This is a genomic window from Peribacillus folii (assembly GCF_030271255.1).
GTDB lineage: Bacteria > Bacillota > Bacilli > Bacillales > DSM-1321 > Peribacillus.
Window position 1 is genome coordinate 60,307 of record NZ_JASJOM010000002.1, and the last position, 25,426, is coordinate 85,732.

Genomic DNA, 25,426 nt, shown 5'->3' on the forward strand with positions numbered 1-25,426 from the left:
TTTCCAAGTCAAACAGCGACACCAAACGCTGACTTCATTGCTATATTAGTGGACGAAGGTGTGAAAATTGTCGAAACGAGCGGCAGGAGCCCAGAAGGTTTAATGTCTATGCTTAAAGAGCACAGCTTTACCGTCATCCATAAAGCAGCAAGTGTCAAAAACGCGATTTCGGCAGAGAAAATGGGGGTCGATGCCGTCATTATCGTACGTAATGAAACAAGCGGGCATCCAGGCATGGGGGATGTAGGAACGCTTGTGATGCTGCCAAGGGCCGTGGATTCCGTTTCCATACCCCGTTATAGCGGGCGGGGGCTTTTCAGATGGCAGAAGCCTTGTTAGTGCATTATCACTGGGTGGTGAGGGGAGCCTCTTTCATGGCCACGAAAGAGGCTCCGATTCATGATCATGTCAAGGATTGGCTGGTATCGGCCAATGAATTGGATACGGTCGTCATCCAAAGAAGGATAGGAAGCCCCTCGAGGGTAGCATGGAATGCTGTCAGTAAGGAAGTGGACAGGCTCGAAAATAAAGGAGCCGCGATGGAGGACTTAATTCCGCTCATAACGGGTCATAGAAGCAAAAAAGTATACGTTGAAGGAGATTTGGATGGAGGTATCTGGTCGTGCGGACAATCCGCTGGACTGATTAAGGATGTATTGACCGTCGATGAACTAATAAAGCAAATCATCCGTGAAGTAAAAAGCTCATTGGCATTCATCCAAACCCGCCTCGAATCATTCCGTACCTGAATCCCTGTTCATGATGCTTCGTATTATCAAGGGGATTAAAGATGCACGGGTTCAACAAGGGAGGAGGTGGATCAAATGATTTGGGCATTCATCATGTTATTTTCAGCTGCATTTTTAATGGGTGTCAGTGGGGCACCATCATGGGTGTCGCTTATCTTGCTGTTCGTTTTTTTCGTTTACCTTTTCATGATTTACTACTATCAAGTTCTTTTCGGGAAGAATGCAGAAAAAATCAAGCATTACTTAAGAAAATCCAAAATACCGAATTTTCATTTCGTTTACCAGCTCCTTTACGGCAATGAAACTGAAGCGGAAAAAACACGCAATCGCATCAAACAGAAAATAAGTAAAAATCATGCAACCGTCATGCTTCTTACCAAACAAGAAAAGTACAAAGAAGCAAAAGAACTTTTAGCAAAAATGAAGGACAATGAATTCAAATTTTATTACGGTGCTGTCATTGCCCTTCATGAGGGCAACCAAAACGCCTATTACTTTTATAAAAAACAAATCAAGGATACCGTACATCTCTCGTGGCTTAAGGCAGAGGAATACGTTATAGAAGGAAACAAAAATGAAGCGATGGAAATAGTAAATGAACAAATAAAACACTTGAGAGGGTTAAAATTACTTTCTGCGGTACATTACAGAGATTCAATGGAACAGGATGGCTAAACACTTGATCTATCAACTTACTAAAAACCTTATCTAAAGTTGGACTATGGCTGGTATATTCCCAGCCTTTTTTAATGGACTAATATGTCCAATATTTCCATAATGGGAAACGTTAAGCTTGATTTGTTTAATCCCGAACAATCTGTATATGTTTACGCGTCTTCTTCTAAAGATAATTTAAACATTGGTTTCTTGAAAAGTCTGAATTACGATGACAAAACTGATTTCGTGTATTAAATGGAGGCCTTCAATTTTATGCTTCGTTACGAGACATGAGTGAACTTCATGGGAATTTTCAAGTCATATAAAGAGGTTGTAGACCATTTATGTGAGTGTGCCGGTATAGCATTATGAGAAATCCAATCATTCTTAAAAAAATGACATTCATTAACCTGATTCAGAAGTATAAGCTTTTTAATGATGATTTGGAGCTATAGCTCGTGAAATTCTTTATATCGCAATTCATACAAGTGAAAATGGATTCTGTAAATAGACGGCAACGGAAATGATGTTACAAGCGGAGAATTCGTTGCCGTAAACGTATCGGTATATATGTTTGACAGGAAAGCGGCAGATTGAAATTGCACATAAATGAATTTTTTAATTTGTTATATTTATATATCTTTATTAAAGTGATAACCCGTGATTTTTGTCATTTTGTCATTATTTTTATATATTACTATAGTAAATGTGGACTAATTGCGGAATTTTTGCAGCAATAAAAGCATGTTAATAGTTCCAACTTATGGGTGCATTCAGATAGGAAGAAAAGTTTGGATGGACCCCTTGCCATGATTGTAAATGAGCGGTTGCGCATTTCGGAACGTTATCGCTATATGAAACAAACGAAGATATATACGGATTCCCTGAATAAACGCTGGGCTCGCAAAGGAGAGTGAGTACAGCAAATATACGATTGGTCAAAGGGGTGTGAATAAAATGGATAAAAAAGGAGAAAGAGAAGGGGCTTTCGTTTTTTGGTAGAGCGAAATGGCTAGGTATCTAAACCGTATATTAGTACGATATTAGTACGATGGAATAGAATTAATAACACCAATCATATCGTTATCTGGAATTAATTGATAATTTATCGATTTACAAGAAAAAAGGCATGTAAGTAGTATTGAGCATAATAATTTGCTTTTTCTTTTTTTAATGAAGTTCAATTGTCAGTCAAGCATTGAATTGAAAATAAGGATGTTATGAAATACATTATATTACTTAGTCAAGCTCAAAATTTATCCCATGATAAATTAATTTGATTAAAGTGAACGATTGGTTCAGTCCAATCAAAATCGACATTCCGTCTCATTAAGTTAAGTATTCTTAAGATATGAGATAAATTTAAAGATCGAATTCTAACTTCCTATAATATATATTATGTAAACTAGAATAAAAATTAGTGGTAGTTCATTCAAATCTCCAATTCCCCCTTTGATTAACTGAGCTTCTATCTAACTAATTTTTAATTGATCTGATTTTTAGCCGATAACTGCATTCATTGCTGCTCCGACGGCTTTATTTTTAGCAACCTATGTAAACTCACACCGTCCAGTGTTTGCTGTTTTTGCCTTATCGGTCTCATCCCAATCATCATTTTGTTAATTCAACTTAAAAGCCTCATGTGGTGCTTAAGATCATTTAATCATGAAAATCAAATAAATCTTGACTTTTCAGTCTGCCTCCAAAGAATCAGTATTGTCATATGGCACAACTGAAGCTCTCTGTCCAAATGAACCGCTCCGATATTCCTTCCTAACATATAAATAGATCAGCCGAAAAGTCTGGGGTTCAACCCGCTCAACGACAAAAAAGCTGTTCACTCAACCATTTAGCTTTATTGCTGAGTGAACAACCATACTTATTTTTACCATTTTCGGTATGTTCCTTTATAATTCATAGTTTGACCTTAACCTCTGTACCGTCCTTGGCTTTGACATCCACGAGCACGAGTCCCTTGTGTTTTTTTAGTTCATTGATGATGGGCTTTAGTGTGTTTCTGTCAAAAAGCGGAAAAGTCAATTCCAGTTTTTTTCTTTTGAAGGGCTCTTTATTCCCGAATTATCAAGGATGATTCCGCCGCAAAAGGTGCTGAACCAGTTCCCCAAACCATTGCCAATCGCGGAATAAAGTGTAATGGCCGTAACCGTTATATGCGCAGGAACAACTTTGCGGATATACTGTAAAGCCGCGGGAATGAATAAGCCGAGTGAAAAACCTTGGATGACCGAAGTCACGTAAACTGTTGCCAAACTCGGTTCGGAAAAATAGAGGACCCAGCGAATCAACGATGCTGCCCCTGCCAATAACGTAATGGGCAGCAACCCGATCCTATGAATCCAGCTCCCGGCCATTCTCATAAACGGGATTTCTGACAATACTGCTAGGAGGAAAGCGATTCCGATTCCTGTATATGTACCGCCCCTCGCCTCTACGAACAAACCATAATATACGTTATTTGCCAGATTAGGACCAAAGATCAGGAAGGTGATGGCAAGGAAGATGAGGAATCGTTTCATGGTGAACAATTCTTTCATTCCGTTGAAAACCTTTACCTTACCTCTTGGCGGCTCCTCGGGCAACCGGAGTGCTAAAAGGGCCGCAACCAATAGACCAAAGAAAAAGGCATAAAAAATGATGGATGGTCCGATGAACGATTCAGATAGCTTACCCATCATAAAAACGGCCACACCAAAACCAAGTGAACCAAATAGACGGACCTTACCATAATTCGATTTAATTCTTGTCGTATATTGAAGCGTGATGCTATCCGAGACCGGAATGATGGCGCTTTGAAAAACAGCCAGTACAATTGCAACAGCCACTATAAGCAGGTAGGGGTCAAACAGCAAATACCCTAACCCAAATGCACCGGCAAGGAACGAAGTCATGGCCAGTATTTTTGCTGGCTTTCCGCTCCAATCACAAACAATTCCCCAAATGGGCTAAAATATGATCATCACGATTGGCCCTACTGACATGATCGAGCCTATTTCAATTCCGGTCAAGCCGGCTTCGTTGGCTAAATAAACGCTTAACAGAGGCGTTAAGCTTCCAACAGCAAAAAAAGAAAATAGGTAAAATAACTTCAAACTTATAATATTAGCTTTCATTCGCTTTTCCAATTTCCGTTTCCCCCATGCAGTCATCTTCTTCCCAAAACAACTTATGCCTTCTCCAAATTCATGGCTCTTTTTCCATGCTTCTCATGAGATAAGGCCCTTCCGCACTTTACGGGAAGGACGATTTTAAAGACCGTACCTTTGTTAAGCCCGCTTTCAACAAAAACTTTTCCCAGATGGTTTTCGATTATTTTGAAGCTGATCATCAAGCCTAAGCCATTCCCCGATTTTTTTGTCGTAAAAAACGGTTCACCCAGTCTGCTTAGCTGCTCCGGGGACATTCCCATCCCTGTATCGATTATCGAAATTTGCACATTATCCTCTTTACGTTCAACCATGACTTTAATGACTCCGCCACTCGGCATCGCTTCCAGCCCATTTTTAATGAAATTGAGGAGCACTTGTTTAATTCGATTCTCGTCACAACTAATGAGAATTTCTTCATGAATGCAAATCAATTCAAGTCTCACGTTCTTCTTCCTAGCATCAAACTCTGTCAGTGATATAACAGTTCGAATGATGGTAATGATGTTTTTCGTTTCCAAGTTCAAAGACTGAGGTTTGGCCAATTGCAGGAATTCTTCAACGATCTCATTGACACGATGGATTTCATCGAGAATGATCTCCAAATATTCCAGCCTGCTTTGATCCGTTTCGTCCAATTGAAGAAATTCCGTATACCCTCTCATGGAAGTGAGCGGATTCCTGATCTCATGGGCAACACCAGCCGCCAGCTGCCCGACCGCAGCCAATTTATCCTGCCGATGAAGCATTTCTTCCGTTCGTTTACGCTCTGTAATATCATACCGAATGGATAAAAATTGAAAAGCCTTTCCATCCCCCCCGAAAAACGGAATAATGGTGGTATCCACCCAATAGTAGCTGCCATCTTTTGCCTTGTTCCTGATTTCCCCCTTCCAAACCTTTCGATCATGGATGGTTTGCCACATCTCATCGAAGAACTCCTTTGAGTGGTGTCCCGAATTAACCAACCGATGAGTCTTGCCGATCAATTCATTTCTTTGATACCCGGAAATCTCCGAAAACTTATCATTCACATCTATAATGACACCATTTGCATCCGTAATGGCAACAATTGACGATTGATTGATGGCGTAATTCAAATCTTCCAGTTCCTGGATGGATTCCATCAAATCATTTTCCGCCTTTTTCCGACGTGAAATATTTGAACCGATTGAAATATATTGATACGGTTTACCCTTTTTAATAAAAGGAACGATGGTGGTATCCACCCAATAGGTATCACCTGCTTTAGCTCGATTGCAGATTTCGCCATTCCACGTCTGCCCTCTGACGATAGTGGCCCAAAGATTTTCGAAAAAATCTATTGTATGATGGCCAGAGTTAATGATGGAATGATTCTTGCCGATAAGTTCCTGTGCTTCATATTGCGATATTTCCAAGAATTTTTCGTTCACATAGGTAATGATCCCTTTCGCATCCGTGATGGCGACGATGGCAGATTGATCTAACGCATACCTGATATCTATTACCGTATTATCACTTTTTGCCAAACGCCGACCTACGATCGTACTCGAACCAATCAAGCTCGCAAGTATGAAGAAAGAGACTAGGCACACTAAGTAGAGCATAGAGGGGTTGAGCTGAACAACATCCTCCTGTGCGTTTTTACCGTTAATCGGTATCACTCTCAACAAAAGATAGTACCCTTCAATGATGGCCCCGCCCATCATCAATGTGCTGAGCGGCTTTAATGATGATTGACTGGCCTTTTTAAAGTAAAATAAGACAAACAATGCTGTTGCAAATATAATAAAAATGATGAGCAGCGTGCTGACAAGCAAATACGGGTTATATTTCATGGAGTGGTTGATGGGCAAAATGCACATCATATAATTGGATAATAACGCCATCGTTAGCATGAAACTGCAAAAAATGATTTGCAACATTTCTGTTTTATAAGAAATGGCCAAAAGCCCCACCGCAGCTAGCGCAATCGCTAAAAGCAATGAAAAAATTATTGTAGAAAAGTTGTATGATGCGACTCCCGAATTATCAAGTGTAAACATGACCACTAAATTGAGTGACCAGACCGCCACTCCCATTGAACAGCTGCTTCCTATGTACAAAAGGCGTTTATACTTCTCGACCGACAGGAATGTTGTCAATAAATCCAGCGCGGTAAAACTGGCCATCATGATTAAAAGTACTGCAATCATAAACAGGATGGGATTTAATGCTACGATTGATTGTTCCATTATTGAAATGATCACCTCTACCGTTCTATTCTCCTATATTGTAATGGAAAATCGCGATGACTCAAAGGTTTTTATTTCCTTTCTCCCATGATCCCCCACCCAAACCAATTCTGCAGAAATGAAGGGTTTCTTTCATAAAAACAAAAAAATTAGAAATACTATTCTTTTGTATAGAGTAAACTAGAAAAGGGACAAAGCCTGACACCGTCCAATCAAGCTTTATTCAATGCGGTGCATCTTTGATGACCACAATAATTAAACAGAATATATATTAAATATGAATGTTAAATTCTTTATTTAATTATCCCGATAGGTTTATAATTGAATGAGACATATAGAGAGAAGGAGTGAGAGGCATGATTATGTCAGACCTGGCAGGAGCAAGTACAGCAGAAATTATGCAAAAAAAGACCCAGCACAAAAAATTGACGCTTAGGCAAATTTTACAGAGGGGTCTTTTAATTACCATCGGAGCCGTTTTGATGGCTGTCGGCCTCGAGATTTTTTTAGTACCGAATAATGTTATTGATGGGGGAATAACAGGGATCTCAATTATGTTATCCTACATAACTGGTTGGAAGCTTGGTATCTTCCTATTCATCTTGAATCTCCCTTTCTTTTTTATCGGGTATAAACAAATTGGAAAAACCTTCGCATTATCTACCCTGTATGGAATTTTAGTCCTTTCCATCACTACTACATTGCTTCATCACGTACCAGCTTTCACACAGGATATCCTCCTAGCATCCGCATTTGGCGGAATGATTCTCGGCATCGGTGTCGGAATGGTGATTCGATATGGCGGTTCATTGGATGGTACGGAAATACTGGCCATCCTCGCCAGCAAAAAGCTCCCTTTTTCCGTTGGAGAGATTGTCATGTTCTTCAATGTATTCATCCTTGGCAGCGCTGGTTTCGTTTTCTCTTGGGATCGCGCCATGTACTCGATCATTGCGTATTTCGTAGCCTATAAAACGATGGATATCGTTATCGCTGGTTTGGATGAATCCAAATTCGTATGGATCATCAGTGATGAGTTCGGTGATATTGGAGACGCAATCATGCACCGCCTTGGAAGGGGCGTAACCTTTTTGGCTGGTGAAGGCGCTTATTCCGGGGATGATAAAAAAGTCATCTTTTGTGTAATCAACAGGCTTGAGGAAGCTAAGCTTAAAGATATCGTGAAAAGTTTCGACCCGTCTGCCTTCCTTGCCGTGGGTGACATTGCGGAAGTTCGTGGGGGGAGGTTCAAGAAAAAGGATATTCATTGAACTTTTCATTTATCCTTCCTGCTTTTTTCCAGGATTCTAGGCAAAAAGATAAAAAAAGCTGAAGGGAAATCCCTTCAGCTTTTTTTATGCAGAAACTTAATAATTTCTTGGATTGTTGATTGCTTGAAGCATTCTAGTTCCGGGTTTCATCTCGCTGCTGCATAGCGGACAAACATGTTCATCATTACTTGTAAAGTTATCGCGGATCCAACCTTTGCAATCTTCTGATGTACATTCCCATACCTTAGTTTCTTCAGGAATGATTTCTTCCGTATTATTTCTTCTATACATATATCTCACTCCTTAGAATTGTATTGTCTCTGTCCTGCATAAAACACCCAAGCCATAAAGATAAAAGAAGAATAGATGGCGAATAATCTAAATAATTGTGTGAGTGATACTCATGCTAACTCAAGAGCATGAATTTAATACCTCAATTATCATTATATCATACATATGCAGTTAATAATTAAGTAAAGATTGTAAAGAAGAAATGATTCGGTGATTAATAATTTCTATTGTAGGTACATGTAAGGCACAGTCCTGGATGCCCTAGGGGTAACCGGGACTGTGCCTTGTAAGAATCCATTCCATATGGTTCTTCCTGCCGTATCGGAATATTTCAAATGAACCCGGCATGAGAGTAATTTTAGTGCCAAAACCTAAAACAATGAAAGCCCTGCCTCTCTCCCATCCATACGGTTCCTAGACCGTGCCTGCGAGAATCAGGTAAAAGCTTGTAAGTACATGTTTATTAATTAAAACCGTCCGTAATTCCAATTGGGAAAAGTAAATTCCAAAAGATAAATGGTACATAGAAGTAAGTTAATGAAGAACAGAAATGGATCGAGGAAAATACTTGGTGTCTACTTGTATTTCTTTTATCTAGATGTGTTTAACTTGATTCTACTTCATCATACCTATGATGAAAAATTATTTGATTAATAAAAATGTTACTTTAAATTACCCTCCAGTGCATATTCTTAACAACACTGAAATTTTATAATAACACAAATATAATTATATGTAAAGGGGTAAATCAAATTCAGCTAATACCCTATAACGAAAAAAATAAAGAGGCAATGTTTCACCTCTTTTATTTGAAAGCATTATATTCATTTTCTATTTTCGGTAGTTCCCTGACCTCCTCGACCAGTTGACTGCCGCACATTGGGCAATCATAGTTTTCCGAGGCAAAATCCTTTCTCATCCAACCGTTGCAATCTGCCGATCCGCAAGCATATACTATCGTATCTTCCATAATGATTTCTGGTTCCTCTGAATTCTTTTTACCAAAATACATGAGCAACCTCCTCTTTTTTATATAAAGACTCCGACTAAAGGCACCGACCTAACCTTTACATCAACCCTAGTATACGCATTAAACTGAAATCTTATTAATTCATGGAAAAGTTTATCCGAAACCTTTTCATTTAACCGTTTTCCAGTCCGGCTTTCACCATGATCGCTTTAATCATAAAGTATGAAAAATGATCAGGGAGAGCTTCTTTCAATGGTTTAAGTTTTTCAGAATCCAATTGCACCGCCGTTTCCAATACAAGATCGTACTCTTCATCAGAGAAAATGCCTTTCCAATCAATGTCCATTCGCTCTTGGGCACACTTTAAAATATGATTTTCGATGGAAATGGAAGACAGCCCTCTTAAGGCACCAATATCTTTGATGGATTTGCCCTCTTTATATAAACGGTAGCTTTCCAAATGAGAGGGTGCTGTGCTCCGCTTACTCGTTTCCTTATTTATTATCGTATTCTTTTCAATTTCCGGGTGTGCCTGTACATAACGGGAAATCTTTTCGAGGAACACGGTACCGAAGCGCTCGAACTTCTGGGTGCCCACTCCTTTGACTTCAAGGAATGCCCGTTCGGTTTCAGGCAGCTTCGCAGCCATATCCTTTAAGGAAGCATCGGAAAAAATGATGAATGGCGGGACATTTTCCTTCGCTGCCATTTTTTTTCTCACTTGTCGTAATTCTTCAAACAAGCCATGATCAACACTTATGCTGCTAACTTGCTTCAATTCTTTCCGAAGTACTTTCCTTTGCCCCAAAAGGACCTCCCTGCCAGAATTGGTTACCTTCAGGACAGGAAATTGCCCGCCCGTCATTTCGATATACTGTTTAGCTGTAAGGAAATCAATGAAATCACCAACGTCCTTTGCCGTTTGATTATTGATGATTCCATAAGTCGAAAGCTTCTGAAAGCCAAATTCCTCCACTTTCTTATTCCGGGAACCTGTCAGCACCTGTGAAATCATCGTTTTGCCGAAGCGCTCCCCCATGCGCAGCATGCACGAAAGAACCATCTGGGCCTGTGTCGTGACATCTATGGTATCCCGTTTATCCGTACAGTTTTCGCAATGACCGCAATCCTCAGGATCTTCGTCCCCAAAATACCGAAGGATGAAGGCCTGTAAACATCCTTCGGTAAAGCAATAGTCCTTCATTTTATTTAATTTCCTAAGTTCCTGGGTTTGCCACTCCTGCGATGGATTTGATTGATCGATCAAGAATCGCTGAATCTGCATATCTTGAGGGGAATATAGCAGGATGCATTCACTATCCAAACCATCACGCCCTGCACGACCAGCCTCCTGATAATAACTTTCCATATTTTTAGGGGTTTGATAGTGAATAACGTACCTTACATTTGATTTATCGATACCCATGCCAAAGGCCGAGGTCGCCACCATCAAGGAAACTTCATCACGAATGAATTCATCTTGCTGTTCTGAACGATCGTGTTCATCCATCCCAGCGTGATACCGTCCTGTTTTGAAACCAGCCTTATTAAGCTTCGCATGCAGAGAATCGACTTCTTTTCTTGTTGCTGCATATATGATGCCTGACTCATTTTTATTTTTTTCGATATAGCGCATTAAAAACCGACCGCGATTTTCTTCCTTCACAACCGAAAAAAACAAATTATCCCTGGAGAATCCAGTAGAAATGGCATGTTCTTTGTTTATACCAAGCGACTGACAGATATCATCGGTCACATGGGGCGTGGCTGTCGCCGTCAATGCAAGGACTGTCGGCTCTGCAGGCATGTTCTTCAGCAACGTTTTTATTTTTAGATAGCTTGGCCGGAAGTCATGACCCCATTGAGAGATACAATGAGCTTCATCGATGGCGACCAAGGAGATTTCCACACTAAACAGCTCCTGTTGAAACGCTGTGTTTTCCAGCCTTTCCGGAGCAACGTAAACCAATTTGTATCGTCCTTGCTTAATATCGTTCATTCTCTTTGAAGATTCCAAGCCTGATATGGAGCTATTCAGAAATGTGGCATCAATGCCATTTTGTTCGAGGGCATCTACTTGATCCTTCATCAAGGAAATAAGTGGGGATATCACGAGTGTAACACCAGGCAACAGAAGTGCCGGAATCTGATAACATATCGATTTGCCGCCGCCAGTGGGCATGATTCCCGCTGTATTCATTCCTTTTAACACCTGTTCGATAATCTGTTCCTGTCCTTTCCTGAATGATTCATATCCGTAATACCGCTGTAAATATTCACGTGCCTTTTCCATCAATTCACTACTCCTCCCATTTACCTCGTTAGGTCCAATAAGGGTTCATACTATCATTGTACCTGCTTTTCTCATGAACCAAAAGCAGAAAAAGAGTAGACACAGAATCTATGTGTCTACTCTTTTCAATATATGAACATGGTCTGTATGGTGAATTAATTCAGGATTTGAACTTTAACATTTTTAACGCCCCAGTTATTGGCGTCTTGTTCGTTAGGAACAAAGAGATCCACTCTATTTCCCTTGATGGCACTTCCAGTATCTGCAGCAGTTGCATACCCATATCCTTCAACATATACTTTTGAACCTAATGGGATGACTGATGGGTCAACGGAAATCACTTTTGCATCCGGATTGGCTTTCAAGTCAACGCCTGTTGCTGTAGTACCGCTGCAGCCTTCACAACTAGCCGTATAGGCCGTAGCCCTGACTGTCAATTCTTTTTTCACGCCCGCTTGATCATTGGATTCCTGGTTTGAATCCGACTTTTCAGACTGCTCAGCTGGCTTCTCTTGTTCAGCTGGTTTAGCTGGTTCTGCTGGTTTCTCTTGTTCAGCTGGTGCTGCTTGCTCGGATTTTTGCTCTGGACCAGCGCTTGCCGCTTCCACTTTGTTGCCCGCTGGCTTGATGACCAAATCCTGGTCCGGATGGATTGTGTCAGAATTAAGGTCGTTCCAAGATTTAATATCGTTTACCGATACATCATATTTGTCTGCTATCTCCGATAATGTCTCCCCTGAATTGACTTTATGGTGCTGTTCTTGAGAGATATGTATGGTTTCTCCTACATAAATCGAGTCTGAAGACAGATCATTCCAAGACTTAATATCTTCTATTGATACTTTATATGTTTGAGATATCCCCCATAATGTGTCTCCATCTTTCACTTTGACATCTTCTGCTTGTACCGGAATTGTGAATGCACCGGATATTGCAGCCGCTGCCGCTAACGATAAGATTGATTTTTTCATATGTTGTTACCTCCTTATGAGCTGCTTTATAAGCTACGAGTACAATCTTAACATAGTTTTTTTCTATACAAAGAACAAACAGATAAAGAATAGATGACAAACATCACAGCAAGATAACGGGTGGATAACAAGATATTTTAATATTCTGAAAATACAACTTTACCAATCATTCTCTTTATACGCTGAAAATGACATATACCGCTCCACCATTTCATATTAATAAAAGTCCATATATTTACAAAGGAGTGATTTTCCTTGTCGCGCGATAAGACCTTTACCTTAGTCAAATCATATAAACCCTTTCATAGTAAAAATGATCCTTGCCCCCCTATCGGAATGAAATACTACAGGACGCCCCCTAATTTATATATCAATTTTCAACCACCGAACCTTGAGCAATTCACACCAGAGGAAGCTCTGAAATACGGGACGCTTTGGAAATTCTTTTACGATTATTATGATAATCCGTATCGGGAAAGGGAGACGTAAATGAATAAACTGGATGATGAATACTATCACTTGCTGGAACAAATACAAGCTGCGGATTTTGTGCTTGTCGAGCTGACTCATTATTTGGATACACACCCTAATGATCAGCAGGCTTTGCAGCAATTCAATCAATTTCATGAATACTCCAAGCAGCTGAAAGCGGTTTTTGAACCTAAATATGGTCCGTTATCGGGATTCGGGAACAGTTCCGGCGGTGAAAATAAATGGGAATGGGGTCAAGGCCCCTGGCCATGGCAGGTATAAGGAGGGTTATCGATGTGGGTTTATGAAAAGAAGCTGCAATATCCCGTTAAGGTCAGGGACTGCAATCCTAGATTGGCAAAATATTTAATAGAACAATACGGAGGTGCCGACGGAGAATTGGCAGCCGCCCTTCGTTACTTAAATCAGCGCTACACGATTCCTGATAAAGTGATTGGCTTATTGACCGATATTGGAACGGAGGAATTTGCACATCTGGAAATGATCGCCACGATGATTTATAAGCTGACGAAGGATGCTACGCCGCAACAGATGGCTGAAGCGGGCCTAGGTGACCATTACGTCAATCACGATCATGCACTTTTTTACCATGATGCCGCAGGAAACCCATGGACTGCCACGTATATCCAGGCTAAAGGAGATCCAATTGCCGATCTTTACGAAGATATAGCCGCTGAAGAGAAGGCCCGAGCAACGTATCAATGGTTGATAGATATCTCGGATGACCCGGATATCAATGATTCGCTCAGATTTTTACGCGAAAGGGAAATTGTCCATAGCATGAGATTCAGAGAAGCCGTGGAGATTTTAAAGGATGAACAAGGAAAAAAGAAGTTTTTTTGAAAGCCCGCATTAAAAACGAACCCGCAGTGTAAGGCAAAGTTCTTACAATGCGGGTTCGTTTTAATTGCGTTATTTACGGTCTGAAGAATAGGTCCAGCCATCTTCCTGATAAATCTTGCCTTCCTTCATCAGTTTTCCCAAGGCGCGTTTAAACGCCCCCTTGCTTAAACCAAAATGAAATTGAATATCATCCGGAGGCGTTTTGTCGCCATAAGGCATGGCGCCGCCACGATTCAGTAAATACTTGAAAATGACATCCGCATCCGCTCCCATTAAATCTTGTTTGAATGGGATTAAGGAGACATTCAGCGTACCATCTTCCTTACTATCTATGACACGCCCTTCAACTAATTCCCCTAAGCGCGGCTCTTCCTTGCGTTCACTTTCATGAATGAAGCAGCGATACCCTTCTTGCGAAACAAAGAAAGATCCAACCATAAGCAGACGATAGACATTTCCGCTTACGGTTGTATTACGTACTCCTTTTAAAGGGGCCATGACGGCCATATCCTGGATAACATCTTCCGTTGCAAGCTTGCCGAACAAGCGGTCATTTCGATCCGTCTTCAATGATACATAAAGCCGATCGCCTACCTCAGGCCACAAACGGTCAATATTCGGGAGATCGTCCAAAGATACAAGAATATCTTTGGAAAGCCCGATGTTTACAAAAACCCCAAGTTTCCTTTTCACATTGACAACTTCCGCCCATCCATATCGATCGATTTCAATGTCGGGAATCTTCATCGTCGCCGTTAAACGCGCCTGTTTATCATGGTAGATGAATACCGTCACCGCATCACCAATCTCAAGCTCCGTTCCTTCATCCATTTCATTATGATGAAGCAGGACATCTTCTGAACCATCAGTCAAAAACCAACCGAAATCCGCCTTACGTTCCACTTCTAACTCTACGGCCATGCCGGCCTGGATTTTTTGCATGTATATGAATCCTCCTGTAACTTACCTTTACCTACAATTATATTTCATTGATTATTTTTTCCAACATCATTGAATTTATCATCTTTTTGTTGTTATGTATACCCATTCCCGCTTTTTTCTTTACACCCGGTCTCCTTCCTCACAGGAATGCGGTATCAAGATCTGCCCCTTTTTACTATTACTTAACAATGTATGCATGATCACTTTCGATAATTGGCTTGGCTTGTACGGTTTAACCAAATAATCCTTGGCCCCCAAGGAAAGTCCCTTTTCCCTCTCATCAAGTGCGGTCGAAATGAATACGGGAATCTCCTTAAAGCCAGCGGATACTTTTAATTCCCTCAAAATTCCCCATCCATCCATCTCTCCTTCTTCAAGAAGGATATCCAGCACAATGGCGTCAGGCGGTGATTTTTTCAGTTCCTCGAAGGCTCTTCTTCCACTATTGAAATAATTCACATGAAAGCCACTATCCATCAATTCATATTTCAGAAGTTCCGCCAAATTGATATCGTCTTCAATGACCATTATTTCATAGCTCAGCTTCATGGATTGCCGATCATGATTCAAGCCTGCTTCCTTTTGCGTAACGCTAGGTAAAGAAATGGTAAATGTACTCCCTTTTCCATAATGCGAAACCACCGTCACCTGCCCCCCATGTGATTTGATGATTTCATCAACGATGGCCAGCCCCAGCCCAGTTCCTCCGATTCTGCGGCGATCCGAATTGTCGACCCGGTAAAACTTCTGAAATAAATGGGGCAGTGATTCTTTGGGAATGCCCAGCCCTTCATCCTCGATATCAATCACAAGCATATCATTCCTGCTATAAATACGAACAACTATCCTGCCGCCATAGGGAGAATACTTAATTGAATTGCTTAGAAGATTGGTGAAGGCCTGTTCAATCTTGATGCGATCTCCCAAAATCAACAAGTCACTTGTTTCAATTTGGAGTTGAATATCATGGTGCTCCGTATTTATCTCCAAATGTTCAATGACCTTCTGAAGCAATGGAAGGATATCCACATATTTTTTTTCGTAAACCTGCTTGCCAGACTCCATTTTTTGGACATCAAGAAAATCATTGATAAGAGCTGTCAGCCGTTTCGCTTCATTGTATATGGTCTGCAGGTATTTTGTCTGCCTTTCGGGCTTCAACGGTTTATTGAGCATCAATTCAGTAAAACCAAGAACGCTCGCAAGGGGGGTTCGCAATTCATGGCTGACCGTACTGACGAATTCGGATTTCATTTGGTCCACTTCATATTCCTTCGTTATATCCCGATAAACCAGGATCGTACCAAACCCCACTTCACGATAGCGCAAAGCTTCGAAATATACCTTTATGACCTGATTTGTCTCTTTCTTCTTAAAAATGAAGCTCCGTTGCTCATGATCGGCTTCTTCTAGATGCTGAATCGCTTCGTCCAATGAACGGGAAAACGTATCCCCCTCCACTTGGAAGGACATCTCGGCACTCCATTTATCCCATGGCAAGTCTATGACCTGTTCAGGGGTTGAACCGGTTTTGAAGATATCGCAGAAGGGCTGATTGACCTGAACGACCTTTCCATCTTGATCGATCAATTGGATACCTTCCTTAATCGTGTTCAGAATATCTTGATTTAATTTTCGATTTCCTTCGGTTTGCTCGTATAGCTTGATTTTATCAAGCGACGTGGCAATTTGCTTGGCCAGCGTTTCGCACTCTTCCACTTCCTGATCCGTAAAAGAAGTTCCGTACCTGCTGTATACCATGATGGCATCCACTTCTTGAAATGTGGATAATACGGGAAGATATAAATCATAGCTGTAATTCGTATTTTCGTGATACCCTTTCTCTGCGTCCAATTGTTCTCTTCTTATCGTGAACGCCTTCTTTTCTTGAAGCAGGCGAAAATTCAAACCACTGTGGATATTATCACGGAATTGCTGCACTCCATTATCAGAGATTCCAAATGATGAAGAAGCATCCTCATGTACTAAAGCAATCATCCCGCGATCAGCAGATATGATGTTACTCATATTAAAGACAATGCTCTTCAATACTTCACTTTTATCCAAGGTGGAGGAAATCCCGTTAATCAATTCATTCCTCCTTGTTAGCTTCCTTTCATTATCCCTTATAATTCCAAGCGTTACTTGCAATTCATTTTGTTGGGCATGCAGTTCATCTTGCTGCGCCATCAGTTCTTCGTTATGAGCCATCAGCTCCTGCTCTTTTTCCTGGACGCTGGACAACATTTTTTTGAAGGCGATCGACAGGACCCCAAGCTCATCCTTCCGATGTTCATTGACGGAAATGACGGCCTCCCTTCCAGCGGCAATCTCATTGGCTGCCATTGAGAATTCGGCAAGGGGCCTTCCGATGTTCTTGACGATCGACCTGACGATGAACAGGAAGAAAAACAAAAAAATAAGAACAAGTCCTACAAATAATCCTTGAAGGACGGACTGTTCTTTTGTAAGATCCTTAACATTGTCATCACGCATCTCTGACAGTTTGCCTAGATATGATTTTATTTGGCTGCGGAAATCAGAAACGTGTGTTGTGATTTGTGTGTCGCTAATGTTTTGCGAAGCCAAAAAGGATGGGAGTGCATCGTTAAAATAATAATCGGAAAACCTCTCAAGCCTGCTGGAAATGACCCTATCTTCTCTAGTAGAAGCAATCGACTTGAACTCTTCAATCTCCCCTCTAATTGAAGCTTCCTGCCCAATGGCCTGTTCCTTTAATCCTTCTTTATTAAACACATTATAGGCCGTCATATTCAAGAAGACCGAATGATATTGGTCAAGTATATCATCCACCAGCAATTGTTTTTCGACAATGCTTTGTCTGTGCTGAATATATTCAGCGTGCAAAGATTGCAAATGGTAAAATAAAATCCCTGTCCCGGCAATGAACAGGATGATGCACCCTGTCATTAATGACACAACCTGCCTTGACAGACTCTTAGTAATGTATGGATTCAGCTTCATGCAGAATGACCTCGATCTTTTCGATTAGCTTTAAAGGACTGAATGGTTTTGCCATGAAATAATCCGCTCCCGCTTCCAATATTCGTTCTTGTTCGAATTGCTGGCTTTTCGCTGATAACATGAGGATTTTCCCTTGTGCTTTGATTTCGGAGGATTGAATTTTTTCAATGATTTCCAATCCGGTATATCCTGGCATCATATAATCAAGAATAACCAGGTCATATGTGCGGCTGTTGAGTAGCTGGACAGCCTCCAGCCCGTCTGCCGCTTCGTCAACCTCATAAGCTTCATCCTCAAGGGTGTCCACTACCAGCATCCGCAATACTTCTTCATCTTCCGCTAACAAAATTCGTTTCATCGTTCAATCTCCTTAAAAGTGGTTTGTGCTTAACATCTCAAGCTAGGACTATCCATACTTCGGTGTCTCCATACCATATCCTTGGAAATGGTTTAAATAAGCTTTGTCAACAGACGCTCTATCCTTGTTTTCAGCTCCATAATGTTAAAGGGTTTGGTAACATAATCGTCCGCCCCTAACGTCAAGGCTTTGGCAATATCATCCGTACTTTTTCTTCCCGTCAGCATCAATACGGTATAATAGTCCGCATTGCTCCCTTGTTTCACTTTCTGCAGCACTTCGATTCCGTCCATGATCGGCATCACCCCATCTAATATAAGAAAATGCCCCAACTCTTCCCTCGCTCGATCGGAATTCAAAAACGAAGGGCCATCTTCATAAACGGCAATATCCAAGTCAAGGTGCGGAACCTGCAGTGAACGCAATGCTTTTGTTAAGATGGTCCGAATGATGATGTCATCATCGATCACGGAAACATTAAGCGTTTTTTTTGTGGATCGTGTTCGTTGCATGCTTTCAACCTTTGCACGCCCTGTACGTTTGGCTTCATATAAAGAAGTGTCCGCTTCCTCAAGTGCCTCCTTTGGCGTAACATGCTCATTTTCAACCGTAAATACTCCAGCGGAAAATGTAACCGAGAATGACTGCCCCTCATGGGTGAATTCCTTTGCGGAAAAGGCCTTGATTAATCCTGTTAACTTATGCTTTGCTTGTTCATTTGAAGTATCAGGTAAAATAAGGACAAATTCTTCCCCTCCATAGCGGCAGATCAAATCCGAGCTCCTGATTTGACCCTTAATGAATTGAGCAAACTCTGCCAGTACGAAGTCCCCCACCACATGTCCATATCGATCATTCACTCGTTTAAAGTGATCTATATCAATGATGCTGATGGAAAAATGCTGCCCAGACCTTTTATAGTCATTAAAATAGCGCGGCAGCGTTTCATCAAGGAATCTCCTGTTATATACCTGCGTCATCTCATCTATCAAAACCGACTGATCAAAAATCCTCTTCCTCTGTAAATGCCTCTCCATCTTGACGATAAACTCATCTACGTCAATCGGTTTGCCGATGAAATCATCCGCTCCCATCTTGAACGCTTTGATTCGGGTATGCTTATCGTTCTGGATGCTGATCATGATTTTCGGGATGAAATATTTTTCATTATGTAAATGAATGTCCTGCAGGATTTGAAACCCGTCCTTTGCAGGCAGCTGGATATCTAGAATCAGGCAATCTGGCTGCATTTCGAAATATTGATTGGTTGCCTTGACGGGATCGGCATTCGTGATCACCATCCAGCCCTGTTCCTCGAGCAGGTCCTTCAATAAAATCAGCATCGAAATATCATCGTCAATGATCTGGATGAGCGGTGCCTGTGAATCACGAACCGGCTTTCCCTTTATTTCAACTTCATCAAAATGTTCATATTCGTATGTATGTTCAATAAGATCGAAAAGGAAATTCCTAAGTTCGGATGGAATCCATAATCGGCCACTTTCTTCATCCGTTTCTTCCAACAGCTGTTCCGTAATTGCCATGAGTCCGCATAATTGAAGCGTTCCAGCAGTCCCTTTGATGGAATGTAAGAAACGGAATACTTCTTGGTCCGGAATAGTCTGAACATCTTCCAGTTCCAGCCATTCCGAAAGTTTGTTTTTAATATTTCCAAATAAGCTATTTTTATATTTTTCCATATGTACAAGTTTCACATTTAATCACTTGACCCTTTCTTCAACGAAAACAAGTCTTTTTAACCAAAAAATGCATTTACCCTAATAATAATTAGGACTAAAGTATATACTTTCAGGGATATTTTACATTATAAAAGGTTGTCTATAAATAGATTATCGCCATCTTGCAAAATATATTTAAAATATTTCATAAAGATTCCTTATTTACCTGATTAGCCCGGCTATATCCCCTTTTCAAAAGAAGCGGTTTCAATGATATAATTTATAGACAACCGAAAGGAAAAGGGAAACATTCATGACAAAAAAATTATATTATACATCCCCCAAGACTGCTCAATGGGATTCCGAAATCCTCGGATGCTTCAAGGAAAATGATCATTACTACATCACACTTGATGAAACAGCGTTCTATCCAGAAGGAGGCGGACAGCCTTCAGATGCAGGAACCATCGATAATCTCGCCGTTCTTGACGTAATCAAAGGCACTGAGGGCGACATCCTTCATAAGCTGGAGAAAAAACCAAGTTCAACGACTGTTCACTGTGAGCTGGATTGGTCTCGCCGCTTCGATCATATGCAATCTCATAGCGGTCAGCATCTGCTCTCGGCGGTGTGTCGGGAGCTTTTCGAAGCGAACACGGTCAGCTTCCATCTTGGCAAAGAGTATTTGACGATCGATATAAACGAAGCTGAATGGACTGAGGTACATACGGCTGAAGTTGAAAAAAAGGTGAACCAATATATTTTTGAGAATCACAAACTGCACACATATTACGTTACCAAGGAGCAAGTACAGTCTCTTCCTGTCGTCAAGATGCCTAAGGTTTCCGAGAATATTCGTATCGTCGAAATCGAAGGAATCGAATATAACCCGTGCGGCGGAACTCACGTTGAACGAACCGGGGAAATCGGCATGATTAAAATTCTTAAAAGCGAGAAGCAGAAGAACCTTACCCGCCTCTATTTCAAATGCGGCCTAAGGGCATTGAATGACTATTCCGAAGGACTTGGTGTCCTCTCGGCCCTATCAAATAAATTCAACACCGGACGTACCGAGATATTCGATCGGGTCGAAAAATTGGAAAACGACTATAAACGGTTGCTAGCGGAAAACGAAAACCTAAAGCTTGAAAAAGCAAAATACCTGGCTGACTCCTTGCTTGCAGAAGATAATGATGGGTTCATCCATCATTTATTCGAAGAAAGTTCATTGAAAGAATTGCAATATTTAGCAGCTACGCTTGTAAAAAAGGAAAAAACGCTCGTTTTACTTGCTTCGCAAAAGGATCAAAAAGTGATTCTTTCAAATAGTGGGAGTTTGGCCATTCATTGCGGTCAATATTTCAAGGCAGAGCTCAGTTCCTATAAAGGGAAAGGTGGCGGAAATGAACAAACAGCCCAAGCAGGATTTGACTCACAAGCTGATCTACTTGCCTTTTATCAATTCACCATCGAAAAATTGAGTCAAAATTCCGCCGAATAAAACCGAGCCGAGAACATCAATTGATAAACTTTAAAAAAGAAAAAAGAAGTTGAATACCTACTGTCTGTAGATGGTCAACTTCTTTTATTTAGTATATGTTGGAAAGGTTCTTGTTATTATCCATAGGGACACTTTTTCAGTAACCATCGTAATGCTCAATACTCAGTAAAAAGCAACAGTCTTTGGACATACGCTAATATGGGCATCGGCAAGCAAGATTCCATCTTCGTTTATAAACTGAATGGAATGAAATAGTCAAACACTTCAATCTTATCCAGAGTTCGTCTAAAGTCCGGGCGGGGCAAACTGACCTCTTCCCCATTATTCTTCTATCTTCAATTTTTCGATTCCATGTTCTTCTATGTGAAGGTGAAATTTCTCTTCAAGCTCCATGATGCGTTTGAACGCTTCTTCTTGATTGTAGTCATGCTTTCCCGATTCCGTGATAAACTCTTTTCTAGCCAAATGATACGCAAGCTTATCCCGAAAGACACCTTCTTCATACTCGTCTATCACTTTATGAAGTTCATCCTCCCTTTCCCTGCTTATATCGTATAGTTCATATTCCGGAACAAATTGAACCCCTTCGATGCCGAAATCTTTGGCATGGGAATTGATGTACTGTTCCAGTTCACCGAACTCTTTATTATTTTCCGTATCGGAAGCAACCCAATATCCGTACTGAACCATTTTGAATAACGTTTCATATTGTTTTCTCGTGAAATTGATCTTCATTGTGCTAAACTCCTTTTAATTGATACTAAAAAGAATAAACCGCATTGGAACAAAAGTCCAATGCGGTTCATGCTTAATCCGATACTTCCGTAACGGAGAAATAAGCTGCCTTTTCCGTATCCACGACATAATGGCAATCGCCTTTAACTAAATTATAATAACGGTGCTTTTGGATATTTGAAATCATTTGAGTTGAATCGTCACCTTCAACCTCATGCTCAATTTCTTTACCTCCCGGAAAATAAAAACCGACTTTCAATGTCATCTTCTCAACCTTCCTTTCATCTCGTTGAATCGCTCTTTTATTTCATATCCTTTCTAGGGTAGTTATAAACATAATTTACATGCTTATTCACCTTTCCCATGATATTCTAAGTAAAAGACAATACAAGAAAAGGCGGTTTTTTTTATGAAAATAAGAAAAGCGTTGGAGAAAGATGTAACGGGTATAGCTCATGTACATATAAACAGTTGGCAATCGACTTATGCAGGGATCCTGCCTCATCACTATTTGGCTTCATTGAATATAGAAAACAGGAAGAAGAATTGGCAAAGGAATTTAAACATGCTGCATAATTCCACATTTGTAGCGGAAAATTCCCACGGGGAAATCATCGGCTTCGCTTCAGGAGGACCTGAACAAACAAAAGATCCTCATATCCAAGGTGAGGTATATGCCATTTATTTCTTGAAAGCATACCAGCGTCAAGGACTCGGCAGGCAAATGATAAAAGCGGTCATCGATGAACTTATGAAAATGGGCCATAAGAATTTGATCATCCGGGCATTGAAGGATAATCCTTCATGCGGCTTTTATGAAGCGCTTGGCGGCCAAGTCGTCGCTGAGAAATCGGTTAAAATGGCTGGAAGCGAGCTAATCGAAGTAGGATATGGATGGAATGACATCAAGGATATCCTTATTCATTTGTAAGTTATCCAACGTCTGTCCCATTCCTCACATTTCGATAAGGAAGGCGTTTTTCTTTTTCCCTAGAAAATACAACCGATGCAACGGCCTTGTCATCGTGACATATAATAGCTTGATGTCGAGCTCATTTTCAGTACCGTACGCTTCCTCCAGCGATATGGCAAATACGACATCGAACTCTAGCCCCTTCGCTTGGTAGGAGGGAACGATGAGGGTTTTGTCTTTAGGAATGCTTCCCGCCTCATCTATTAGATGAAACGCTTCATTGACTTCACTTAGTTTATCGTTGGCCAGCTTACAATCCTTCATCGTTTTGGCAATCACCGCAAATGTTTTGAAGCCCTCCGCTTTAAGCGCTTCAATCAGTTCAATCAACTCCTTTTCCCACCCAACCTTATCAATCGAGATGAATTCAGGATCCCTGCCATGACGGACAACAGGTTCAACTTCAGGGAAGTCATAAGAAAGCAATTGAAGAACTCGGTTAGCCTCGTTCATGATTTCGACGGTCGTCCTATAGCTTTTTTGCAATTCAGTATATGTTGCACGCGGGAATATGCGCCTGTGGACTTCATCCCATGTTTGCAGGCCCCGGTATGAATGAATGCCTTGTGCCAAGTCCCCCACCAATGTGAACATATCAGTATCCACTGCGGTCTTGAGTGCTTGTAACTGCATGAAACTATAATCCTGTGCTTCGTCAATGACGACATTTTTTGCTTTGTTTTCTTTGTCGACGCCAAAAAGCAGCTCCTGAAGATATAATAATGCACCCAAATCCTCGGTTTCATAGCTTTTCGTGGAAAATAACCTACGATTATAGGCACATAATGTATCGGCATCTTCCAAGGTCAATTTGCCGTTGCTATATGAGACAAGCCGCTCGGGGTCATTGAACAATTCCTGATAATACTGAAAAAGATTTTTCATCTGAAATTGCTTGAAATATACTTTCACTGAAGATCGGATTGCGTTTTGAACCTGCAGGATTCTCTCTTCCTTTTTATCGTGGCACTTGGTAACGAATTCCTTACGGATCACTGGATCAATATTCTTATAAAGTGCCTTTTCTATTTTGGCCTCATAAAAATCAGCGACCCTCTTAAGTATGATATTCTTTTTAAGCTTCACTTCTTTTTGTAAAATGGCCTTCAATTTATCCAATCTCGTGTATAAAGGCAAATACCAATAATCCTCTTCCAATAGCCTGATGAACTTCTTTGATGAATAAAGACGATATTTATCACAATAAAAATCAGCATTCGGGTGAAATCGCCTGAAAATATCCTTCACATAGCCGTCCAACATATGTTTAAATGCAGGAGATCCCTTCATGCCTGAAATCCAGACAGCGGCCTTTGTTTCTTCATCATCCTTTTCCAGCAATCGAGTTAACTTATCATCTGCTGCGAGCTTCACTTGTTTTCCTATCGCCACCTGGACATACTCGGCGAATGTGAACTGCTTTACTTTTTCAACGCCCAATTCAGGCAATGCTTTAGATATGTAATCGATGAAAACCCTGTTAGGGGCCAGAATCATCAATTGGCGTGGGTCAAACATGTCTTTGTAATGGTAAATGAAATAGGATATCCGATGTAAAGCAATGGTAGTTTTACCGCTGCCTGCCGCTCCCTGGACGATGATCGGTTTATTCAGGTCCGCACGTATGATTTTATTTTGTTCTTCCTGAATCGTCGTAATGATATCGGTCAGACGATTGCTTGAGCTTTTGGAAAGCGATTCCTGCAACAATTCATCGGTCGTCGTTAAATCGATGTCCCTTACCTCTTCCAGGACACCTTCCTCGATCATCAGCTGCCTCTTTAACGTGATGTTGCCGCTAAATGTCTCCCCTTCGGCTTCGTACTCAATTTCGCCAATCCTGCCTTCGTAATATAGGTTGGCTATGGGTGACCTCCAATCGACGATGATCTGCTCCTGGCTTTCCCTCTGGTAAAGGGAGGTTTTCCCGAAATATAGCACCTCACCGATGCCGCAATCATTTCTTTCAAAATCGACTCTAGCAAAATAAGGCTTTTTACTCGCTTTCCGTAAACTCTCAAGTTCGGTTTTGGACATTTCAAAAAAGTTCGCTGTCGTCAGCAATTGAGAATATAAGCCGGATTCAGACCAGTCCGCATCACCAAAAGCTTCTTGCATATTGCGCTGAAATTGGTCCTTGCTCGTTTCTGAGGTCTTGATGACCACATCTATATAGCGTTTAGTAAAATCAAGCCTCTGCCGTTCTTTCTCAAAATCAGGATGACTCCCCAAATCTCTCACTCTCCCTTCAGTTTGAAACGACTTATTGAACCGATCCCAAGATGAAATGGACATTTATACTATCAGAAAACCTGATGGTTGACAAATTTATATGC

General features: G+C 40.9%; 21 protein-coding genes and 1 pseudogene. 9 read left to right on the forward strand and 13 right to left on the reverse strand.

Annotated elements, in window-relative coordinates; all coding sequences use genetic code 11:
* The first annotated feature begins 36 nt into the window (after positions 1-36).
* The 3 genes from QNI08_RS02930 (at position 37) to QNI08_RS02940 (ending at position 1,424) form a co-directional block, all read left to right on the forward strand.
* Positions 37-339 (forward strand): nitronate monooxygenase, encoded by a 303-nt coding sequence (locus QNI08_RS02930; RefSeq protein WP_285766321.1) that lies wholly within the window; start codon positions 37-39, stop codon positions 337-339.
* A complete protein-coding gene (locus QNI08_RS02935; RefSeq protein ID WP_285765944.1) occupies positions 321-749 on the forward strand; it encodes an NAD(P)H-dependent flavin oxidoreductase in 429 nt (142 codons plus the stop codon). The genes QNI08_RS02930 and QNI08_RS02935 overlap by 19 nt, the downstream gene beginning before the upstream one ends.
* A 75-nt stretch (positions 750-824) precedes the next feature.
* A complete protein-coding gene (locus tag QNI08_RS02940) occupies positions 825-1,424 on the forward strand; it encodes a hypothetical protein (protein WP_285765945.1) in 600 nt (199 codons plus the stop codon).
* Positions 1,425-3,442: 2,018 nt separating this feature from the next.
* Here the strand turns inward: QNI08_RS02940 and QNI08_RS02945 are convergent.
* Positions 3,443-4,573, reverse strand: a pseudogene (locus QNI08_RS02945) (MFS transporter).
* A 17-nt stretch (positions 4,574-4,590) separates the two neighbouring features.
* A complete protein-coding gene (locus tag QNI08_RS02950; RefSeq protein WP_285765946.1) occupies positions 4,591-6,786 on the reverse strand; it encodes a PAS domain S-box protein in 2,196 nt (731 codons plus the stop codon).
* Between the two features lie 398 nt (positions 6,787-7,184).
* Between QNI08_RS02950 and QNI08_RS02955 the strand changes: the two genes are divergently transcribed.
* The gene (locus QNI08_RS02955) at positions 7,185-8,057 is read left to right on the forward strand and encodes a YitT family protein (protein ID WP_483313741.1); all 873 of its coding nucleotides are present in this window, start codon (positions 7,185-7,187) and stop codon (positions 8,055-8,057) included.
* 96 nt (positions 8,058-8,153) lie between these two features.
* Here QNI08_RS02955 and QNI08_RS02960 read toward each other — a convergent pair whose 3' ends face one another.
* From QNI08_RS02960 to QNI08_RS02975, 4 genes are all read right to left on the reverse strand, one after another.
* Entirely contained in the window at positions 8,154-8,348 is a 195-nt protein-coding gene (locus QNI08_RS02960; RefSeq protein ID WP_034307294.1) for a cold-shock protein, read from the reverse strand.
* A gap of 805 nt (positions 8,349-9,153) precedes the next feature.
* On the reverse strand, positions 9,154-9,360 hold the full coding sequence (locus QNI08_RS02965; protein ID WP_053346482.1) for a cold-inducible protein YdjO-related protein: 207 nt from the start codon (positions 9,358-9,360) through the stop codon (positions 9,154-9,156).
* A 130-nt stretch (positions 9,361-9,490) separates the two neighbouring features.
* A complete protein-coding gene (gene recQ, locus QNI08_RS02970) occupies positions 9,491-11,614 on the reverse strand; it encodes a DNA helicase RecQ (protein WP_285765948.1) in 2,124 nt (707 codons plus the stop codon).
* Between the two features lie 152 nt (positions 11,615-11,766).
* Entirely contained in the window at positions 11,767-12,582 is an 816-nt protein-coding gene (locus tag QNI08_RS02975; RefSeq protein WP_285765949.1) for a 3D domain-containing protein, read from the reverse strand.
* A gap of 255 nt (positions 12,583-12,837) precedes the next feature.
* Here QNI08_RS02975 and QNI08_RS02980 point away from each other — a divergent pair, with 255 nt between their 5' ends.
* From QNI08_RS02980 to cotJC, 3 genes are read left to right on the forward strand one after another with little or no spacing between them, the layout of a single operon-like run.
* Positions 12,838-13,071 carry a spore coat associated protein CotJA gene (locus tag QNI08_RS02980; RefSeq protein WP_285765950.1) on the forward strand — a complete coding sequence of 78 codons (234 nt, stop codon included), beginning with the start codon at positions 12,838-12,840 and terminating at the stop codon, positions 13,069-13,071.
* Positions 13,072-13,335, forward strand: a complete 264-nt coding sequence (locus QNI08_RS02985) for a spore coat protein CotJB (RefSeq protein ID WP_285765951.1) — start codon at positions 13,072-13,074, stop codon at positions 13,333-13,335. It abuts the gene before it with no gap.
* Positions 13,336-13,347: 12 nt separating this feature from the next.
* Positions 13,348-13,917: a spore coat protein CotJC gene (gene cotJC, locus QNI08_RS02990; protein WP_285765952.1), complete on the forward strand. Its 570-nt coding sequence runs from the start codon at positions 13,348-13,350 to the stop codon at positions 13,915-13,917.
* Positions 13,918-13,986: 69 nt separating this feature from the next.
* Here cotJC and QNI08_RS02995 read toward each other — a convergent pair whose 3' ends face one another.
* The 4 genes from QNI08_RS02995 to QNI08_RS03010 all read right to left on the reverse strand — a co-directional run bounded on the left by QNI08_RS02995 (position 13,987) and on the right by QNI08_RS03010 (position 19,917).
* The gene (locus QNI08_RS02995) at positions 13,987-14,859 is read right to left on the reverse strand and encodes a CvfB family protein (RefSeq protein ID WP_285765953.1); all 873 of its coding nucleotides are present in this window, start codon (positions 14,857-14,859) and stop codon (positions 13,987-13,989) included.
* Positions 14,860-14,979: 120 nt separating this feature from the next.
* Positions 14,980-17,790 carry an ATP-binding protein gene (locus QNI08_RS03000; RefSeq protein WP_285765954.1) on the reverse strand — a complete coding sequence of 937 codons (2,811 nt, stop codon included), beginning with the start codon at positions 17,788-17,790 and terminating at the stop codon, positions 14,980-14,982.
* Between the two features lie 28 nt (positions 17,791-17,818).
* Positions 17,819-18,202: a response regulator transcription factor gene (locus tag QNI08_RS03005; RefSeq protein ID WP_285765955.1), complete on the reverse strand. Its 384-nt coding sequence runs from the start codon at positions 18,200-18,202 to the stop codon at positions 17,819-17,821.
* A 92-nt stretch (positions 18,203-18,294) separates the two neighbouring features.
* A complete protein-coding gene (locus QNI08_RS03010; RefSeq protein ID WP_285765956.1) occupies positions 18,295-19,917 on the reverse strand; it encodes a GGDEF domain-containing response regulator in 1,623 nt (540 codons plus the stop codon).
* A 277-nt stretch (positions 19,918-20,194) separates the two neighbouring features.
* On the opposite strand from QNI08_RS03010, the gene QNI08_RS03015 reads away from it, so the two are divergent.
* Positions 20,195-21,382, forward strand: a complete 1,188-nt coding sequence (locus QNI08_RS03015; protein WP_285765957.1) for an alanyl-tRNA editing protein — start codon at positions 20,195-20,197, stop codon at positions 21,380-21,382.
* Positions 21,383-21,703: 321 nt separating this feature from the next.
* On the opposite strand, the gene QNI08_RS03020 is transcribed toward QNI08_RS03015, so the two are convergent.
* A complete protein-coding gene (locus tag QNI08_RS03020; RefSeq protein ID WP_285765958.1) occupies positions 21,704-22,117 on the reverse strand; it encodes a hypothetical protein in 414 nt (137 codons plus the stop codon).
* A gap of 73 nt (positions 22,118-22,190) precedes the next feature.
* Complete coding sequence (locus tag QNI08_RS03025; protein WP_285765959.1) at positions 22,191-22,382, reverse strand: hypothetical protein; 192 nt, start codon at positions 22,380-22,382, stop codon at positions 22,191-22,193.
* Between the two features lie 144 nt (positions 22,383-22,526).
* On the opposite strand from QNI08_RS03025, the gene QNI08_RS03030 reads away from it, so the two are divergent.
* Positions 22,527-23,048: a GNAT family N-acetyltransferase gene (locus QNI08_RS03030; RefSeq protein WP_285765960.1), complete on the forward strand. Its 522-nt coding sequence runs from the start codon at positions 22,527-22,529 to the stop codon at positions 23,046-23,048.
* Between the two features lie 24 nt (positions 23,049-23,072).
* Here the strand turns inward: QNI08_RS03030 and QNI08_RS03035 are convergent, their stop codons facing one another.
* The gene (locus tag QNI08_RS03035; protein ID WP_483313734.1) at positions 23,073-25,331 is read right to left on the reverse strand and encodes a HelD family protein; all 2,259 of its coding nucleotides are present in this window, start codon (positions 25,329-25,331) and stop codon (positions 23,073-23,075) included.
* Positions 25,332-25,426 lie beyond the last annotated feature (95 nt).

Coding starts and splice junctions, on each gene's coding strand:
- QNI08_RS02935 (WP_285765944.1), top strand. CDS start 321: ATGGCAGAAGCCTTGTTAGTGCATTATCACTGGGTGGTGAGGGGAGCC.
- QNI08_RS02940 (WP_285765945.1), top strand. CDS start 825: ATGATTTGGGCATTCATCATGTTATTTTCAGCTGCATTTTTAATGGGT.
- QNI08_RS02950 (WP_285765946.1), bottom strand. CDS start 6,786: ATGGAACAATCAATCGTAGCATTAAATCCCATCCTGTTTATGATTGCA.
- QNI08_RS02955 (WP_483313741.1), top strand. CDS start 7,185: ATGCAAAAAAAGACCCAGCACAAAAAATTGACGCTTAGGCAAATTTTA.
- QNI08_RS02960 (WP_034307294.1), bottom strand. CDS start 8,348: ATGTATAGAAGAAATAATACGGAAGAAATCATTCCTGAAGAAACTAAG.
- QNI08_RS02965 (WP_053346482.1), bottom strand. CDS start 9,360: ATGTATTTTGGTAAAAAGAATTCAGAGGAACCAGAAATCATTATGGAA.
- QNI08_RS02975 (WP_285765949.1), bottom strand. CDS start 12,582: ATGAAAAAATCAATCTTATCGTTAGCGGCAGCGGCTGCAATATCCGGT.
- QNI08_RS02985 (WP_285765951.1), top strand. CDS start 13,072: ATGAATAAACTGGATGATGAATACTATCACTTGCTGGAACAAATACAA.
- cotJC (WP_285765952.1), top strand. CDS start 13,348: ATGTGGGTTTATGAAAAGAAGCTGCAATATCCCGTTAAGGTCAGGGAC.
- QNI08_RS02995 (WP_285765953.1), bottom strand. CDS start 14,859: ATGCAAAAAATCCAGGCCGGCATGGCCGTAGAGTTAGAAGTGGAACGT.
- QNI08_RS03000 (WP_285765954.1), bottom strand. CDS start 17,790: ATGACAGGGTGCATCATCCTGTTCATTGCCGGGACAGGGATTTTATTT.
- QNI08_RS03005 (WP_285765955.1), bottom strand. CDS start 18,202: ATGAAACGAATTTTGTTAGCGGAAGATGAAGAAGTATTGCGGATGCTG.
- QNI08_RS03015 (WP_285765957.1), top strand. CDS start 20,195: ATGACAAAAAAATTATATTATACATCCCCCAAGACTGCTCAATGGGAT.
- QNI08_RS03020 (WP_285765958.1), bottom strand. CDS start 22,117: ATGAAGATCAATTTCACGAGAAAACAATATGAAACGTTATTCAAAATG.
- QNI08_RS03025 (WP_285765959.1), bottom strand. CDS start 22,382: ATGACATTGAAAGTCGGTTTTTATTTTCCGGGAGGTAAAGAAATTGAG.
- QNI08_RS03030 (WP_285765960.1), top strand. CDS start 22,527: ATGAAAATAAGAAAAGCGTTGGAGAAAGATGTAACGGGTATAGCTCAT.